This is a genomic window from Streptomyces roseus (assembly GCF_001044425.1).
Taxonomy (GTDB): domain Bacteria; phylum Actinomycetota; class Actinomycetes; order Streptomycetales; family Streptomycetaceae; genus Streptomyces; species Streptomyces roseus.
The window spans coordinates 1-14,414 of sequence record NZ_LFML01000082.1 but is presented as its reverse complement, the minus strand read 5'-3'; the positions used below and the strand labels follow the sequence as shown (position 1 = coordinate 14,414).

Sequence of the window (14,414 nt, the reverse complement as noted above, 5' to 3'; positions counted from 1 at the left end):
CCGCCGCGGGCGCGCCCGCGTCTTCGGCTTCGACCCCGCCGCGGCGCTCGCCGCCGCCCGCGCCAACGAGGCCCTGGGCCTGCCCGGCACCCCCGCGGCGGCCGTCGCCGCCCTCATGGACAAGGCCGCCCTGCGCGCCCGCTCCAACGCGTTACACACCGTCAGGCCCGTCTCCTTCGTCCGCTGCGGGCGCGCCGCGCTGATCCCCTTCCTCGCCGCCCTCATCGGCTTCCCCTGCGTGGTCAAACCCCGCGCCGGCGTCCTGGGCGAGGGCGTGCGGCTGCTGGCCGGCCCGGCGGGGGCGGAGGCCGCCGTCCGCGAATACCCCCAGGTCACCGACCTCCTCGTCGAGGAGTACCTGGAGGGCCCCGAGCTCGCCGTCGAAGCCCTGTCCCGCGGGGGCCGCCACCGCGTCCTCGGCTGGGCCCGCCGGATCCCGGGGCCGGGGGCCGCCGCCCTCACCGCCACCGGACACGAGCTGCCCGTCGTGCTCCCCGCCGAGGCCGCCGCGGCCGTACGGGACCTCGTACGCGGGGTCCTCGACCTCGCCGGACACCGCGACGGGCCCTCCCACACCGAGCTCGTCCTCACCCCGTACGGCCCCCGCCTCATCGAGGCGCACGCCCACCCCGGCCCCGAGGAGCTCCTCGCGCTGCTCCGGCTCGGCCACGGCACCGACGTGCTCGCCCTCGCCCTCGCCGCCGGACTGGGACTGCCCGAGCCGGTCCGCCACCCGCGCGCCGCGCACGCCGGGCTGCGGTACGTGGACTTCCCGCCCGGCACCCGCGTCGCGCGGGCCCGCCCCGGACTGGCCGCCGCCCGCGCCGTGCCGGGGGTGTTCCGGGTGGGGCTCCAGGTGCCGCCGGGGGCGACGGTGCACGGGCCCCCGACCGGGTCGCTGCACCACGCCCACGTCCTGGCCACCGCCCCGACGGCGCAGTCCCTGGGCCGCGCCCTGGACCGGGCCGCTGCCCTGCTCGGCGGCCGACCGGGACCCCTCACCCCCGATTCACACGGGATTCACGTACCGCCCCCACCGTGGGGGCATGGCCCTCACCCGACGTGAAGTTCTGGCGACCGGTGTGTCCGGCGCCGCCGCGGTCACCACCCCGCACCTGTCCGCGCCCTCGCCGGACACCCGCATCCTGACCGGCACGATCCCGCCGGGCGCCCCCGACTTCGTCGAGATACCCCTCGACGTACCGCGCGGCGTCAGCGAGTTACGCGTGGCCTACACCTACGGCAAGCCGCCCGTACCTCCCGGCATCCCCGGCAACGCCCTCGACATCGGCATCTTCGACCAGCACGGCACCGCCCTCGGCGGCCGCGGCTTCCGCGGCTGGTCCGGCGGCGCCCGCGGCGAGTTCTTCCTCCGCGCCGACGACGCGACCCCCGGCTACCTGCCCGGCCCGATAGGGGCCGGCCGCTGGCACGTCCTGCTCGGCCCGTACACCGTCGCCCCGCAGGGACTCCCGTACGAGATCACCGCGCGCTTCACCTTCGGCGAGCCGGGCCGCACGCCCCGCCCGGTCTACCCGCCCCAGCGCGCCCGGGGCCGCGGCCGCGCCTGGTACCGCGGCGACTGCCACATCCACTCGGTCCACTCCGACGGGCGGCGCACCCCCGCCGAGATAGCCGCCCTCGCCCGCGCGGCCGGCCTGGACTTCATCAACTCCTCGGAGCACAACACCCACAGCGCGCACGCGGCCTGGACCGACGCGCTCTCCCCGGACCTGCTGATCATGACCGGCGAGGAGATCACCACCCGCACCGGCCACGTCCTGGCCGTCGGCACCGACCCGGGCACCTTCGTCGACTGGCGCTACCGGGCCCGCGAGAACCGCTTCGGCCGGTTCGCCCGTACGATCCGCGGCGCGGGCGGGCTGGTCGTACCGGCCCACCCGCACGCCACCTGCATCGGCTGCGCCTGGAAGTTCGGCTTCGGCGAGGCCGACGCCGTGGAGGTGTGGAACGGGCCCTGGACCCCGGACGACGAGGTCTCCCTGGCCTCCTGGGACGCCGCCCTGCGCGGCGCCGACGGAGAGCGGTGGCTGCCCGCCGTGGCGAACAGCGACCACCACCGCGACCCGGACCGCGTCGGCGGCCCCCAGACCGTGGTCCTGGCCGAGGACCTGACGCGGGAGGCGGTCCTCGCGGGCATGCGGGCCGGGCGGTGCTACGGGGCCGAGTCCGCGCAGGTCTCGGTGGCCTTCGAGGCGGTGGGGCCGCGCGGGGAGCACGCCGGCATCGGGGAGCGGCTGCGGGTGGCCCCGGACGCCGACGTGAGCGTTCGGCTCACGGTCACGGGCGCCCCCGGCTGCGAGCTGAGGCTGGTCACCGTCCAGGGCCTGGCCCTGACCTCGGCGGACGCGCCCCTGGAGTGGCGCACCAGCCCGGCCCGCTCGGCCTACGTACGGGCCGAGGTCCGCCACCCCGCCGCGCTCCCGCCGCTGCCGGGCGCCCTGGCGGCGTTCACGAACCCGGTGTGGCTGCCCGCGGGGTGAGAAGGGCAGGGGGTCAGGAGTCCGGCTTCGCGTACGCGCCGAAGCCGGTCCAGTCGACCGCCACGCACTGCTCGTCGCCGAGCACCCAGGCGTCGTGCCCCGGCTCGATCTGCATGAAGTCGCCGGGGCCGTACTCCTCGCTGGCCCCGTCGTCCATGACCACCTTCATCCGGCCGCTCACCACGTAGCCCGTGTGCGCGGCCTGGCAGCTGTCGGTGCCCGCCAGCGGCTTGATGTGCTCGGACCAGCGCCAGCCGGGCTCGAAGACCGCTCGGCCCACGTCCCCGCGGGCCGTCTGGATGAGGTCGAGCCTGCCCTTGCCGTCCACGAACGGGCGGGTCTCGTCCGCTTGGTCGAAGTTCTTGCGCACGATCGCGGCCATGCCGAATCGCCTCCCGCGGAGAAGCGCCCCGAGTCCTCTTTTCACTTTACGCTCGGTGCTTCGGACCCGGCGCCTCCCGCCGGGGCTCCGCGCGCGGGGGCCACACCCCGCGCTCCGCACCCGGCCGGCCCGGGGCCTCATCCCCGCAGTGAACGTCCGAAGCCCGTCGCGAGCGGCATCCGCAGCCCCAGCGGCGGCGGCGCCGCCAGCGCGTCCGTCACCGGCCGCGAGAACCGTCCCGAGAACATCGCGCCCAGGATGAAATCCACGGACAGCGCGACGACTTCCGCCTGGTGCTCGCGCAGGCGGTGCCCGTCCGAGTGCACCTCGAACCGGCAGGTGGAACGGTTCGCCTTCTTCGCCTGGGCCGCCAGCCGAAACGATGCCTCCGGGTCGCTGTGCGCGTCGTTCGTCCCGTGCACGATCAGCACCTGCCGCCCCGACAGCTGTTTCACCGGTTCCGGGGACTCCGGGGAGACCACCTCACCCAGGGAAGGGGCGAGGGCCAGCACCGAGTTGACGGCCTCGTGGCCCGCCGCCAGCAGCGCCGCACGGCCGCCCGCGTCGTACCCGGCGAGGCACACCGGCACGTCCCCGTACCTGCGCACCACCTCGTCGGCCGCCCACCGGGCGTCGTCCTCCCGGCAGGCCCCCTTGCCGTGCAGCACGGTGTGCGTGACCAGCCCCTCCGCCCCGCCCGCCCGGACCAGCGCCCGCGCCAGCGGACGCACCGGACCGGGGGACAGTCTGGACCTCCCGGGGAGTAAGAGGACGACCCCGTTGACCGTGTTGCCTTCTGAGACCGAGCCGTTCGCGCCGGCCGCCCGCCCCAGGCGGGCCCCGCGCGCCGGCGGCGCATGCTGTGCCATGGCGGAACAGTCTCAGACTGACAGGTGTACGCGACCCGTCCGTACGGTCTCTGTTACGTATCGACCCCTGTCGCCGACGCGCTGCTCTACGCGCGTAGGAGTAGAGTGCCCGGATGACGAGCGAGACCCCCAACCTGCCGACCCCGGATCAGATCCGCCGCTCCCCGAAGGTGCTGCTCCACGACCACCTCGACGGTGGCCTGCGCCCCGGGACCATCATCGAGCTGGCCCGGGAGGCCGGCTACGAGAACCTTCCCGAGACCGACGCCGACAAGCTCGGCATCTGGTTCCGCGAAGCCGCCGACTCCGGCTCCCTGCCGCGCTACCTGGAGACGTTCGCGCACACGTGCGCCGTCATGCAGACGAAGGCGGCGCTGTTCCGCGTCGCCGCCGAGTGCGCCGAGGACCTGGCCGAGGACGGCGTCGTGTACGCCGAGATCCGCTACGCCCCCGAGCAGCACCTGGAAGCCGGCCTGACCCTCGAAGAGGTCGTAGAGGCCGTGAACGACGGCTTCCGCGAGGGCGAGCGCCGCGCGAAGGCGAACGGCCACCGCATCCGCGTCGGCGCCCTGCTCACCGCGATGCGCCACGCCGCCCGCGCGCTGGAGATCGCGGAGCTGGCCAACCGCTACCGCGACAACGGCGTGGTCGGCTTCGACATCGCCGGTGCCGAGGCCGGGTTCCCTCCCACCCGCCACCTGGATGCGTTCGAGTACCTCAAGCGCGAGAACAACCACTTCACGATCCACGCGGGCGAGGCCTTCGGCCTGCCGTCGATCTGGCAGGCCCTGCAGTGGTGCGGCGCCGACCGCCTCGGTCACGGCGTGAAGATCATCGACGACATCGAGGTCGCCGCCGACGGCTCCGTGAAGCTCGGCCGGCTGGCCTCGTACGTCCGGGACAAGCGCATCCCCCTGGAGATGTGCCCCACCTCGAACCTGCAGACCGCCGCGGCCGCCTCGTACGCCGAGCACCCGATCGGGCTGCTGCGCAAGCTGCACTTCAGGCTGACGGTCAACACCGACAACCGCCTGATGAGCGGCACCAGCATGAGCCGCGAGTTCGAGCACCTCGTCGACACCTTCGGCTACACGCTCGATGACATGCAGTGGTTCACCGTCAATGCGATGAAGTCCGCGTTCATTCCTTTCGATGAACGACTGGCCATGATCAATGAGGTCATCAAGCCCGGTTACGCCGAGCTGAAGTCGGAATGGCTCTTCCGGCAGACCGTCGCGACCAGCGGTTCTTCCTTGGCCTAGGCCATGGCATGACAGACGGAAAGCGCCCGGGAGGAGCAATTCCCGGGTGCTTTCTCGTATTTACGTATGTTTGCGGGCGGGGGTTTGAAGTGACTAGTTTGCGGAGCCGCTCAATTCCCCGTCGCAAGGACTAAATCTTCATGAAGAAGTCAGCTGCCAAGACCCTCGGTGCCGCCGCCCTCGGCGCCGCCTTCGTCGCCGCCGCCGCGGGTTCCGCCTCGGCCGCCGTGCCCGCGATCGGCCTCTCCGACGCGCTGGGCACCGTGACCGGCGCCGCCCAGGGCCTCACCAGCCAGCAGCAGGTGAGCCCCGAGGGTGGTCAGCAGCAGAGCGACCCGGCGGCCCCGCTCAACGAGCTCACCAACGCGGTCGGCCCGACCCTCGGCGGCCTGCCCATCGGCGCGCTCGGCGGAAGCTGATCCCTGCCCGATCGGTCCGCGGACCCGTCCGCGGATTTCGTACGCGCACACACGTGGCGCACACCGGTTCGATCGGGTGTGTGCCACGTCGTGGCGTGTGCCACGATCACCACCAACTGCCCGCCGACGCACTGGGTATGAGGTCATCGGTCATGCGCTTGAAGGCACGAGTCACGGTCGGAGCGGCCGCCGCCGCCCTGCTCCCCGCCCTCCTCCTGGGGGCCGTGGGGTGCAGCAGCAACAAGGACGCCGCCCCCGCGGCGGGCAAGACGCCCGACCCCAAGGGCTCCGCCCCCTCCGGCTCCGCCGCCGCGTCCCCGGGCTCCGCCCCCGGCGGCGCCGCCGCGCCGAAGGCCGGGGCGAGCAAGCTGGAGCGCTCCGCACTCGAACAGGGCGATCTGCCCGGCTACCAGGTCTCGGCGCAGGGCAAGAATCCGAACGCCCCCGACGGGCAGCCGCAAGCCGACCGCAAGGCCTGCCAGCCGCTGGCCGACATCATGGGCGACAAGCCGGACCCGGCCGCCCGCGAGACCGTCAACCGCGGTATCGGCTCCCAGAAGCAGGTCGGACTCGCCGTCTCCGCCTCCGTCAGCTCCTACGCCGAAACCGACGCCAAGGCGCTCATCGCCCGCCTGAGGAGCGCCGTCGGCGCCTGCGGTACGGGCTTCACCGCCACCGTCGACAAGCAGAGCGGCAGCTACCGCGAGGTACGGACCGCCGAGTACAAGACGGCCGGCGACGAGACCGTCAGCTGGACCACCACCGCGGCCGCTCAAGGCGTCTCCGCCCAGGTCCACGTGGTCGTGGTCCGCCAGGGCGCCACCGTCGTCCGCCTGATGGCCCTCAACGTCGCCGGAGGCCAGCAGAAGGCGCTGGTCCCGCAAGAGGTGGCGGACAAGCAGCTGGAGAAGGTCCGCGGCGCGAGCTGACGACCCGGCCGGCCCGGAGACCGGGCCGGAGGCGGCCCGAAGCCCGGGAAGTGCGCCCCGGCCGCTTTACCAGGCGTTGGAGGCGGGCTTCTCGTTCGGCAGGAGCAGCCACAGCGCCAGGTAGATGAGGAACTGCGGGCCGGGCAGCAGGCACGAGACGACGAAAATCACGCGCATCGTGTTCGCGGATATTCCGAAGCGGCGCGCCAGTCCGGCGCAGACGCCGCCGATCCAGCGACCCTCACGGGGACGGACAATGGCGCTCATGGGTTCTCCTCAAAGGCATCCGGCGGGAGGTTTTCCCGCGCTGCCTCAATACTCCCGCGGCACCGCGGACAAAACGTCGGTCCAGGGGCCGAGCCCGACCCTGGGAATTCTCGGGGTGGACCCCTGAGAGGACTGCCCGCAGCGCCGCGCGCGCCGCAGTCGCGCACGCAGCGCCGGTACGACGGCGGCGTGGGCGAGGACGACGCCCAGGCCGTTCAGCAGCACCGAGTCCACATCGACGACCTGCCCGGGAACTCCGCTCTGGAGCATCGCGATGAGGAGCGATACGAGCACGCCCGCGGCGGCGGTCCGGCCCAGCGAGGACCACGCGGCCAGCGGCGACGGAGCCAGGTTCCCGTTGGCGAGCGGCAGCAGCACTCCGAGCGGGGCGAGCAGCGCGAGGCTCTCGCCGATCCGGCGCGCCGCCTCCAGCGGCCCGTACGAGAGGTCCTCCCGGATCCCCTCCAGCGGGGTCAGGTTGGCAGCGGCGGCCCAGGGCACGTCAAGGGGCCGCAGAGTGAGCCAGCCGACGAGGAGGAGATGCGCGACCAGCAGCCCCCCGCCCAGGAGCCGGAGCCGGAGGTGAATGGCGGTGGCGGCACTGCGGCCGACCTCGTTGCGCTGCACATGTGCGAGGACGCAGCCCCCGGTGGCCGCGGTTCCGGTCGGATCCTGTGAGCGGGCTCGCACCCGGACACCGGGCGGCGGGCGGGACCGTGCGGCACCCGCTGGCAGCTGGGGCACGGCCCCGGCGCGGCTGCGCGTACGGGCCCGGTGTCAGCGCAGGGCGAAGAGCACGATCAGGAACACCGCGCCGAGGACCGCGGGGGCGAGGATCTCGTACGACCAGCGCACGCGCACGCCGCCCTGGGCGGCGGCCCGCGAGGCGCCGCGTTCGGCCAGCTCCCGCAGTTCGTCGATCGCCTGGTCGGCCTGGGCCCGCCGCGGCTCGGCGGAGGCCGCCGCCCCGGCCGTGGCCGCGCCCCTGGCGCTCTGCCGGTTCGCCTTCTTCCGGTCGCGCAGCGAGACGGGGATGGACCACAGCTGGTACTTCGACCCCTCGGCCAGCACCTCCGCCGAGTACCCCGCACGCACCACGTCCACGGCGCCCCAGGGCAGTTCGATGACCCGGAAGGGGTTCCGCACGCGCATCCGGTCGGCGTTGGCGAAGACGGCCGGGCGGATGGTGAACGCCACGGTCAGCGGTACGGTCACCAAGGCGATCGCCGCGGCGAACCAGGGGGCGTTCCCCGCACCCCGCACGAGGGCGTCCCCGCACAGCCACGCGATCAGCGCGAGCAGCAGGACCCCCGTGACCACGGCCATGGGGGAGCGGTAGACCCGGTCGTCGTACGCCGGTTCCTCAGGGTGCTGCTGGCTGCTCATGAGGCCGATTCTGCCTCACGTCATCTCAGCCGACGAGATCGGCGTACACGATGATGCCGGCCGGGCGGTGCCCTTCGGTGGTCTCGCCGCCGGGGTGGATCTCCGCCACGTCGCGCAGGACGGCACCTCGACGGTGCCGTTCGCGGCCGGCCCCGGTTTCAGCAGCGGCCCCGTGTCCGTCCCGGCCGCGGGGATCCGTACTCGTACGGGCTCGGAGGCGGGCAGCGCCGCGGCGGACGCGGCCGGGGCCCGCGAAGCCGCCGGGGACGGCGCCGGGCCGTGGCGACGCGGGGTGCGGGCGGGAGCGCCGGCGCCGCGGCGGCGCAGCCGGTCGGGGCGGCGAGAGCGTGGGTCAGGCGCGGTTGCGGGGGCTGCGGTTGCGGGCGGCCCATGCCGCACCGAGCCCGGCCAGGATCGCGACCAGGGCGCCGCCGGCCGCCAGGGTGGTGGTGTCGTCGGTGTCCTCGGCGGCGATCTCGGCGCCCGCCGCCACCGCGCCCTGCGGGACGACCACCGTCTGCGCGCCCGTCAGCGGCGTGACGTCCGCGGCCTGCCGCACGGAAGCGGTCTTGGCGGTGGGCGCGGCCTGCGGCAGCAGGTAGAAGTCCGAGTCGCCACCGCCCTGCGCACGGACGGTGAGGCCGTAGCGCCCGTCGTCCGTCTTCGCGATCCTGTAGTCGGTGCCGTCGAGCACCGCGTGGGGGGCGGAGGGGGTCAGCGTCGCCAGGACGTGGCCCGCCCAGCCGTCGGCCGGCTTCCAGTTCCCGGAGACGGCGCGGATCCAGACCTCGGGGCCCTCGGCCCCGCCCCGCAGCACCGCGAGCCGGCCCTTGCCGACGAGCACCAGCTCACCGGCGTAGCGGTCCGTGGCCGTGGTGGCCGTGGCAGCCGTGGTGGCCGTGCCCGCCGTGGTGACCGGGGTCTTCGGGGCCTCGGGGGACTTCGGGTCCTCCGGGGCGGGCGTGACCGGGGTCTTCGGCGCCTCCGGGCCCTTCGGGGCCCCGGCCTTCGGCAGCGGGAAGGACTGGGCGGCGCCGTCCTTGGTGACCGTCAGCACCGGGGCGCCGGTGTCCAGCCTGGTGAGCTTCAGGCTGAGCCCCTTGACGGTGTCGCCGGTGTGGGAGCGGTCCAGCACGGTCAGGACGCGGACCATGTAGACGTCGCCCGGCTTCCACTGCTCGCCCACGGCGCGGATCCAGGCCTCCGGGCCCTCGGGCCCGTTGCGCAGTACCGCGACCAGGCCTTCGCCGATGTAGACCGGCTCGCCCGCGTAGCGGTCGTTGTCCGAGACGGTCCCGTACACCGAAGCCGTCGCGCTCTGCACGGCCGGCGCGGCGATGGCGGTCGCGGCTGGTGCGAGGAGGGCCGCGGCGAGGGCGGCGGTGACGATCGAGGTACGGAGGGCGGAACGCATAACGACTCCTGGAAGCACGTGTCGCGAGAAGGTGGGAGAGCCGCATGCCCCTTTGTCTCCACGGGTTCTCTGCCGAGGTGCCGAGGCTGTCATCCGGTGAGGTCTGGCGGGCTGCTGGAGAGAAATTTACGTTTCTTGTTCGACTGGACCATGGCGGTCCCGTCTTCGCCACGCAACAGGAAAAGTGGAGGTCAGCGGTCCGCAGGCCGGGCCGACCAGCGGCCCCACCGCGCCCGGATGTGTCCGGGTCCGCACATATGTGCGCCAGTGGGGGGTGACAGGCCGCTACGCGCGTAGATATGCTCATCTGGTGACCATGCCCACCACCCTCACCGCATTCGCTGACGTGACGACGTCCGACAGCGCGCTGCGCCGCTTCCTGCACGGGCTGCCCGGCGTAGACGCCGTCGGCCTGGAGGCCCGCGCGGCCGCGCTCGGTACCCGTTCGATCAAGACCACGGCCAAGGCCTACGCCATTGACCTGGCCATTTCGATGATCGACCTGACCACGCTTGAGGGTGCGGACACCCCGGGCAAGGTCCGAGCGCTCTCCGCCAAGGCCGTCAACCCCGACCCGACCGACCGCAGCACGCCCATGACCGCCGCGGTCTGCGTGTACCCCGACATGGTGGCCACCGCCAAGGCCGCCCTGAACGGCGCCGACGTCAAGGTGGCCTCCGTCGCGACGGCCTTCCCGGCCGGCCGCGCCGCGCTGCCCGTCAAGCTTGCCGACACCCGTGACGCCGTCGCCGCCGGCGCCGACGAGATCGACATGGTCATCGACCGTGGCGCCTTCCTCGCCGGCCGCTACCTGGACACGTACGAGCTGATCAAGGCCGTCAAGGAGGCGTGCGTACGCCCCGACGGCACCGCCGCCCGCCTCAAGGTCATCTTCGAGACCGGCGAGCTGTCGACGTACGACAACATCCGCCGCGCCTCGTGGATCGGCATGCTCGCGGGCGCCGACTTCATCAAGACCTCCACCGGCAAGGTCGGCGTCAACGCCACCCCCGCCAACACGCTGCTGATGCTCGAAGCCGTCCGGGACTTCAAGGCGCAGACTGGAATCCAGATCGGCGTGAAGCCGGCCGGCGGCATCCGGACCACGAAGGACGCCCTCAAGTTCCTGGTCCTGGTCAACGAGACCGTGGGCGAGGACTGGCTGTCCAACCACTGGTTCCGCTTCGGCGCGTCCAGCCTCCTGAACGACCTGCTCATGCAGCGCCAGAAGCTGAGCACCGGGCGTTACTCCGGTCCCGACTACGTGACGGTGGACTGATCACCATGGCTTCCCTTTTCGAGTACGCACCGGCCCCCGAGTCGCGTTCGGTCGTCGACATCGCCCCCTCGTACGGGCTCTTCATCGACGGCGAGTTCACCGACGCCGCCGACGGCAAGGTCTTCAAGACCGTCTCCCCGTCGTCCGAGGAGGTCCTCTCCGAGGTGGCCCAGGCGGGCGCCGCCGACGTGGACCGCGCCGTCAAGGCCGCCCGCAAGGCCTTCGCGACCTGGTCCGCGCTGCCCGGCTCCGAGCGCGCCAAGTACCTCTTCCGCATCGCCCGGATCATCCAGGAGCGCAGCCGCGAGCTGGCCGTCCTGGAGACGCTGGACAACGGCAAGCCGATCAAGGAGACCCGCGACGCGGACCTCCCGCTCGTCGCCGCGCACTTCTTCTACTACGCGGGCTGGGCCGACAAGCTCGACCACGCGGGTTACGGCGCGAACCCGCGCCCGCTCGGCGTGGCCGGCCAGGTCATCCCGTGGAACTTCCCGCTGCTGATGCTGGCGTGGAAGATCGCCCCGGCGCTCGCCACCGGCAACACCGTCGTCCTCAAGCCCGCCGAGACGACCCCGCTCAGCGCGCTGTTCTTCGCGGACATCTGCCGCCAGGCGGGCCTGCCCAAGGGCGTCGTCAACATCCTCACGGGTTACGGGGACGCCGGCGCGGCTCTCGTCGAGCACCCGGACGTCAACAAGGTCGCCTTCACCGGCTCGACGGCCGTGGGCAAGAAGATCGCCCGCCACGTCGCCGGCACCGACAAGAAGGTCACCCTGGAGCTGGGCGGCAAGGGCGCCAACATCGTCTTCGACGACGCCCCCATCGACCAGGCCGTCGAGGGCATCGTCAACGGCATCTTCTTCAATCAGGGCCAGGTCTGCTGCGCGGGCTCGCGCCTGCTGGTCCAGGAGTCGATCCACGACGAGCTGCTGGACTCCCTCAAGCGCCGCCTGTCCACCCTGCGCCTGGGCGACCCGCTCGACAAGAACACCGACATCGGCGCGATCAACTCCGCCGAGCAGCTGGCCCGGATCACCGCGCTCGCCGAGACCGGCGAGGCCGAGGGCGCCGAGCGCTGGTCCCCGGCGTGCGAGCTGCCGTCCTCCGGCTACTGGTTCGCCCCGACGCTCTTCACGAACGTCACCCAGGCGCACACCGTCGCCCGCGACGAGATCTTCGGCCCGGTCCTGTCCGTGCTGACGTTCCGTACGCCCGACGAGGCCGTCGCCAAGGCCAACAACAGCCAGTACGGCCTGTCCGCCGGCATCTGGACGGAGAAGGGCAGCCGCATCCTGGCGGTGGCCGACAAGCTCCGCGCGGGCGTCATCTGGGCCAACACGTTCAACAAGTTCGACCCGACCTCGCCCTTCGGCGGCTACAAGGAGTCGGGCTTCGGCCGCGAGGGCGGCCGCCACGGCCTGGAGGGCTACCTCGATGTCTGAGTCTTCTGCGACGCGCCTGAGCGTCTTCAAGACCTACAAGCTGTACGTCGGGGGCAAGTTCCCCCGCTCCGAGAGCGGCCGGGTGTACGAGGTGACCGACTCCAAGGGCAAGTGGCTGGCCAACGCCCCCCTGTCCTCCCGCAAGGACGCGCGTGACGCGGTCGTCGCGGCCCGCAAGGCCTTCGGCGGCTGGTCGGGCGCGACCGCGTACAACCGCGGGCAGATCCTCTATCGCATCGCCGAGATGCTGGAGGGCCGGCGCGAGCAGTTCGTCCGCGAGGTCGGCGAGGCCGAGGGCCTGTCCAAGTCGAAGGCGGGCGCCGTCGTCGACGCGGCCATCGACCGCTGGATCTGGTACGCGGGCTGGACCGACAAGATCGGCCAGCTCGTGGGCGGGGCCAACCCGGTCGCGGGCCCGTTCTTCAACCTCTCCACGCCGGAGCCGACCGGCGTCGTCACGGTCCTCGCCCCGCAGGACTCCTCGTTCCTGGGCCTGATCTCGGTCCTCGCCCCCGTCATCGCGACGGGCAACACGGCGGTCGTGATCACCTCGGAGAAGTCCCCGCTGCCCGCCCTCTCCCTGGGCGAGGTGCTGGCCACCTCCGACCTCCCGGGCGGCGTCGTCAACATCCTGTCCGGCAAGGCCGCCGAGATGGGCCCGCACCTGGCCTCCCACCAGGACGTCAACGCGATCGACCTGGCGGGCGCGGGCGCCGCGCTGGCCAAGGAGCTGGAGATCGCGGCGGCCGACAACCTCAAGCGCGTCCTGCGTCCACAGCCTGTGGACGACTGGAGCGCCGACCCGGGCACGTCGCGCATGACGGCGTTCCTGGAGACGAAGACGGTCTGGCACCCCACGGGTTCGCTGGGCGCGGGCGGATCCTCGTACTGAGCGGTCCGCCTCGAAAGCCGGCCCCGGCAGCGCTTCCCGCGCTACCGGGGCCTTTTCGCGCCTCGGTGCGGCCCTACGGCTGCTACGCCTGCTTCGGGCCGCTTCTGCTGTTACGGCTGCCTCGGCCGTTACGGCTGCTTCGGCGCCAGCGGGCCGAGCAGCGAGGACGCGGCCGCCGCGGGCAGCTCGCCGACGGACGGACCCTGCGTCAGGATCCCCGTGACCATGGTGGTGCCGACCGCCGGGAAGTCGGCGACCTTGGTGGCGACGCCGTTGTCGAGCGGGTCCACGCCGGTGTGGGCCAGCGGGTTCACCTTGAGGTTCGCGAGGGGGTCGGTGACCCCCGCGAGGGCCGCCGGGACGGAGAGCTCACCGGCCTGCGCGCCACCGGCGGTCATGGCCAGGGCCGCACCGGCCAGGGAGAGCGTGATGCCTGCGGAGCGCAGCGTGGAGCTGCCGGGAGCTGCGTGACGTGCCATGGGGATCCCACCTGAGGTCGTAGTCGCGTGCGTACGCAGCGTAGTTGAGGTGTGATCCTGGATACCAACCGGCCACCGGAGGCATCCCCTGCGCGGGGGAATGGTTCACACTTGTGTTCCGTGAGCTCCTCCTCTCCTTTGCCTACGCGTGTCGTCCTGCTGACCGGGCCCTCGGGGTCCGGCAAGTCCAGGCTGGCCGCCCGGTCCGGGCTGCCGGTGCTGCGTCTGGACGACTTCTACAAGGAGGCGGACGACCCGAGCCTCCCGCTGGTGGAGGGCAGTTCCGACATCGACTGGGACTCCCCCCTCTCGTGGGACGCCGACGCGGCGGTCGCCGCGATCGTCGAGCTGTGCGCGGGCGGCCGTACCGAGGTGCCGGTGTACTCCATCGCCACCTCCTCCCGTACGGGCACGGAGACGCTGGACATCTCCCGCACCCCGCTGTTCATCGCGGAGGGGATCTTCGCGGCCGACATCGTGGCCCGCTGCCAGGAGATGGGGTTGCTGGCCGACGCGATCTGCCTGCGCGGCCGGCCCTCCACGACGTTCCGGCGCAGGCTCGCCCGGGACCTGCGCGAGGGCCGCAAGTCGCTGCCGTTCCTGCTGCGCAGGGGCTGGCGGCTGATGCGGGCGGAGCGGGGCATCGTGGCCCGGCACACCGCCCTCGGCGCGTACGCCTGCGGCCGGGACGAGGCGCTGGGCCGCCTGGCCGCCTGCGCGGCGGGCCGCCATCGCACGGCGGCGGCGGCGTAGCACCGACCCCAGGCGTAGCACCGGCCCCAGGCGTAGCACCGGACGTACGAGAAGGCGGGACCACGCGGACCCCCGGCCGCTTGATCCCGCCTCCTCCCCCCGCAGGCCCCCGTCCCACCCCCGTAGGACGGCCCCCC

At 73.0% G+C, this 14,414-nt stretch carries 16 protein-coding genes; 9 read left to right on the top strand and 7 right to left on the bottom strand.

The annotated features are described in order from the left end of the window. The coding region (locus ACS04_RS35365; RefSeq protein ID WP_053080871.1) for an ATP-grasp domain-containing protein at window positions 1-1,066 on the top strand (1,066 nt) is incomplete at its 5' end. Next, complete coding sequence (locus tag ACS04_RS21020) at window positions 1,047-2,504, top strand: CehA/McbA family metallohydrolase (RefSeq protein ID WP_048478239.1); 1,458 nt, start codon at window positions 1,047-1,049, stop codon at window positions 2,502-2,504. The genes ACS04_RS35365 and ACS04_RS21020, both read left to right, overlap by 20 nt. Window positions 2,505-2,517: 13 nt before the next feature. Here the strand turns inward: ACS04_RS21020 and ACS04_RS21015 are convergent, their stop codons facing one another. Then, entirely contained in the window at window positions 2,518-2,886 is a 369-nt protein-coding gene (locus tag ACS04_RS21015; protein WP_048478238.1) for a cupin domain-containing protein, read from the bottom strand. Between the two features lie 137 nt (window positions 2,887-3,023). Next, window positions 3,024-3,755 (bottom strand): alpha/beta hydrolase, encoded by a 732-nt coding sequence (locus ACS04_RS21010; RefSeq protein ID WP_048478237.1) that lies wholly within the window; start codon window positions 3,753-3,755, stop codon window positions 3,024-3,026. Between the two features lie 113 nt (window positions 3,756-3,868). On the opposite strand from ACS04_RS21010, the gene ACS04_RS21005 reads away from it, so the two are divergent. From ACS04_RS21005 to ACS04_RS20995, 3 genes are all read left to right on the top strand, one after another. After that, complete coding sequence (locus ACS04_RS21005; protein WP_048478236.1) at window positions 3,869-5,017, top strand: adenosine deaminase; 1,149 nt, start codon at window positions 3,869-3,871, stop codon at window positions 5,015-5,017. Window positions 5,018-5,157: 140 nt separating this feature from the next. Then, entirely contained in the window at window positions 5,158-5,436 is a 279-nt protein-coding gene (locus ACS04_RS21000; protein WP_048478235.1) for a hypothetical protein, read from the top strand. Between the two features lie 152 nt (window positions 5,437-5,588). Continuing rightward, window positions 5,589-6,365: a hypothetical protein gene (locus ACS04_RS20995; RefSeq protein WP_048478234.1), complete on the top strand. Its 777-nt coding sequence runs from the start codon at window positions 5,589-5,591 to the stop codon at window positions 6,363-6,365. Window positions 6,366-6,431: 66 nt separating this feature from the next. Here ACS04_RS20995 and ACS04_RS20990 read toward each other — a convergent pair whose 3' ends face one another. The 4 genes from ACS04_RS20990 to ACS04_RS38260 form a co-directional block, all read right to left on the bottom strand. Further along, the gene (locus tag ACS04_RS20990) at window positions 6,432-6,632 is read right to left on the bottom strand and encodes a PspC domain-containing protein (protein ID WP_048478233.1); all 201 of its coding nucleotides are present in this window, start codon (window positions 6,630-6,632) and stop codon (window positions 6,432-6,434) included. A gap of 45 nt (window positions 6,633-6,677) precedes the next feature. Then, complete coding sequence (locus tag ACS04_RS20985) at window positions 6,678-7,259, bottom strand: VanZ family protein (RefSeq protein WP_048478232.1); 582 nt, start codon at window positions 7,257-7,259, stop codon at window positions 6,678-6,680. 150 nt (window positions 7,260-7,409) lie between these two features. Continuing rightward, a complete protein-coding gene (locus tag ACS04_RS20980) occupies window positions 7,410-8,018 on the bottom strand; it encodes a PH domain-containing protein (protein WP_048478231.1) in 609 nt (202 codons plus the stop codon). Between the two features lie 352 nt (window positions 8,019-8,370). Continuing rightward, the gene (locus tag ACS04_RS38260) at window positions 8,371-9,432 is read right to left on the bottom strand and encodes a hypothetical protein (protein ID WP_048478230.1); all 1,062 of its coding nucleotides are present in this window, start codon (window positions 9,430-9,432) and stop codon (window positions 8,371-8,373) included. A gap of 316 nt (window positions 9,433-9,748) precedes the next feature. On the opposite strand from ACS04_RS38260, the gene deoC reads away from it, so the two are divergent. Genes deoC through ACS04_RS20960 form a run of 3 tightly spaced genes read left to right on the top strand, consistent with a single transcriptional unit; the run spans window position 9,749 to window position 13,045 of the window. After that, window positions 9,749-10,711: a deoxyribose-phosphate aldolase gene (gene deoC, locus ACS04_RS20970; protein ID WP_048478229.1), complete on the top strand. Its 963-nt coding sequence runs from the start codon at window positions 9,749-9,751 to the stop codon at window positions 10,709-10,711. 5 nt (window positions 10,712-10,716) lie between these two features. After that, a complete protein-coding gene (locus ACS04_RS20965; protein WP_048478228.1) occupies window positions 10,717-12,153 on the top strand; it encodes an aldehyde dehydrogenase family protein in 1,437 nt (478 codons plus the stop codon). Beyond that, window positions 12,146-13,045, top strand: a complete 900-nt coding sequence (locus ACS04_RS20960; RefSeq protein ID WP_048478227.1) for an aldehyde dehydrogenase family protein — start codon at window positions 12,146-12,148, stop codon at window positions 13,043-13,045. The genes ACS04_RS20965 and ACS04_RS20960 overlap by 8 nt, the downstream gene beginning before the upstream one ends. Before the next feature lie 128 nt (window positions 13,046-13,173). Here ACS04_RS20960 and ACS04_RS20955 read toward each other — a convergent pair whose 3' ends face one another. Beyond that, window positions 13,174-13,524, bottom strand: a complete 351-nt coding sequence (locus ACS04_RS20955; RefSeq protein ID WP_048478226.1) for a hypothetical protein — start codon at window positions 13,522-13,524, stop codon at window positions 13,174-13,176. Window positions 13,525-13,578: 54 nt separating this feature from the next. On the opposite strand from ACS04_RS20955, the gene ACS04_RS20950 reads away from it, so the two are divergent. Continuing rightward, entirely contained in the window at window positions 13,579-14,277 is a 699-nt protein-coding gene (locus ACS04_RS20950; protein WP_078865071.1) for a uridine kinase family protein, read from the top strand. Window positions 14,278-14,414: the final 137 nt, after the last annotated feature.

Excerpts from the sequence above, each read along its gene's own strand:
- ACS04_RS20990 (WP_048478233.1), bottom strand. The coding sequence starts at position 6,632 with ATGAGCGCCATTGTCCGTCCCCGTGAGGGTCGCTGGATCGGCGGCGTC.
- ACS04_RS20980 (WP_048478231.1), bottom strand. The coding sequence starts at position 8,018 with ATGAGCAGCCAGCAGCACCCTGAGGAACCGGCGTACGACGACCGGGTC.
- ACS04_RS21020 (WP_048478239.1), top strand. The coding sequence starts at position 1,047 with ATGGCCCTCACCCGACGTGAAGTTCTGGCGACCGGTGTGTCCGGCGCC.
- ACS04_RS21005 (WP_048478236.1), top strand. The coding sequence starts at position 3,869 with ATGACGAGCGAGACCCCCAACCTGCCGACCCCGGATCAGATCCGCCGC.
- ACS04_RS20995 (WP_048478234.1), top strand. The coding sequence starts at position 5,589 with ATGCGCTTGAAGGCACGAGTCACGGTCGGAGCGGCCGCCGCCGCCCTG.
- deoC (WP_048478229.1), top strand. The coding sequence starts at position 9,749 with ATGCCCACCACCCTCACCGCATTCGCTGACGTGACGACGTCCGACAGC.
- ACS04_RS38260 (WP_048478230.1), bottom strand. The coding sequence starts at position 9,432 with ATGCGTTCCGCCCTCCGTACCTCGATCGTCACCGCCGCCCTCGCCGCG.
- ACS04_RS20960 (WP_048478227.1), top strand. The coding sequence starts at position 12,146 with ATGTCTGAGTCTTCTGCGACGCGCCTGAGCGTCTTCAAGACCTACAAG.
- ACS04_RS21000 (WP_048478235.1), top strand. The coding sequence starts at position 5,158 with ATGAAGAAGTCAGCTGCCAAGACCCTCGGTGCCGCCGCCCTCGGCGCC.
- ACS04_RS20965 (WP_048478228.1), top strand. The coding sequence starts at position 10,717 with ATGGCTTCCCTTTTCGAGTACGCACCGGCCCCCGAGTCGCGTTCGGTC.
- ACS04_RS21010 (WP_048478237.1), bottom strand. The coding sequence starts at position 3,755 with ATGGCACAGCATGCGCCGCCGGCGCGCGGGGCCCGCCTGGGGCGGGCG.
- ACS04_RS21015 (WP_048478238.1), bottom strand. The coding sequence starts at position 2,886 with ATGGCCGCGATCGTGCGCAAGAACTTCGACCAAGCGGACGAGACCCGC.
- ACS04_RS20955 (WP_048478226.1), bottom strand. The coding sequence starts at position 13,524 with ATGGCACGTCACGCAGCTCCCGGCAGCTCCACGCTGCGCTCCGCAGGC.